The 788-nt window shown below is 52.9% G+C and carries 2 protein-coding genes; both read right to left on the bottom strand.

Going from position 1 to position 788, the window contains the following annotated elements:
• Positions 1 to 23 precede the first annotated feature (23 nt).
• The gene (locus J1C48_RS19325; RefSeq protein ID WP_207259522.1) at positions 24 to 434 is read right to left on the bottom strand and encodes a transposase; all 411 of its coding nucleotides are present in this window, start codon (positions 432 to 434) and stop codon (positions 24 to 26) included.
• Positions 331 to 582, bottom strand: coding sequence for a hypothetical protein (locus J1C48_RS18755; RefSeq protein ID WP_207259523.1), 252 nt, complete (start codon positions 580 to 582; stop codon positions 331 to 333). The genes J1C48_RS19325 and J1C48_RS18755 overlap by 104 nt, the downstream gene beginning before the upstream one ends.
• Between the last annotated feature and the right edge of the window lie 206 nt (positions 583 to 788).

The following is a 788-nucleotide window of genomic DNA, read 5'->3' as shown; positions in this document are numbered from 1 at the left end:
TACACCTTCTGTTGCTGATCTGGCTAAACTGCGCGCTCAGCACAAAGCTGGATGAAGTAGGCGCTGCAAGACATAAGAAACATGAACGCGGTAAATTTTGCAGAGTTCACGGAGAATAACCATGCCCGTCCTAAGAGCATGACTCGAAATTCAGACGGCGGGTGAATTTCGCGCCAATCTTCGGACGATGAGGAAAGCGAGAACCATCTGAAAGAAGGCCAGAGCCGAAGCGACGGTTTTCTCGCAATCCTTTGCGAGGCGGCGAGCTCGGTTGATCCGTCCGCCTCTCGCTCATCCATCACCAGAAGACACAAAATTTGCGACCATATCTCACTGTCTCGCCACCGATAGAAATGGTTCTGGACGGTGGTGAAAGGCGGAAAATCCTTCGGCAGCAAGCGCCATTGGCATCCCGATCGGATGAGATAGAGCAAAGCATTGAGGATCCGTCGGTTTGCGACCGCGTGTCTTCGGTTCGGGAAGAAGATGACGGAGCCGCTCGAACTCACCGTCCGACAAATCCGTTGCATACCGTTCCCGGATCACAGCATACTTTTCCCGATCGGCCTCTTTCCACGGCATCGCCAGACTCCTTCAATTGTCGCAAACCTAAGGAATCAATCGGAATTTGGCCGGTCAACCAATTTCGGCTCAGGCTCTGAGTGAATCAGAAAGGGCGAAGGCGCGCGAACGGTTCAAGCGCGACTGGAACACCTTACAGGACCAGATCGTCAACTACGCCAAAAAGACGTATGAGGAGATCAAGCAGCTTTGCTTAAGCGGGCAGT

Source organism: Jiella flava (genome assembly GCF_017349315.1).
Lineage (GTDB): Bacteria > Pseudomonadota > Alphaproteobacteria > Rhizobiales > Rhizobiaceae > Jiella > Jiella flava.
Note: the sequence above shows the minus strand (reverse complement) of the source record. Positions and strands in the feature narration are given on the sequence as shown.

Excerpts from the sequence above, each read along its gene's own strand:
- J1C48_RS18755 (WP_207259523.1), bottom strand. The coding sequence starts at position 582 with ATGCCGTGGAAAGAGGCCGATCGGGAAAAGTATGCTGTGATCCGGGAA.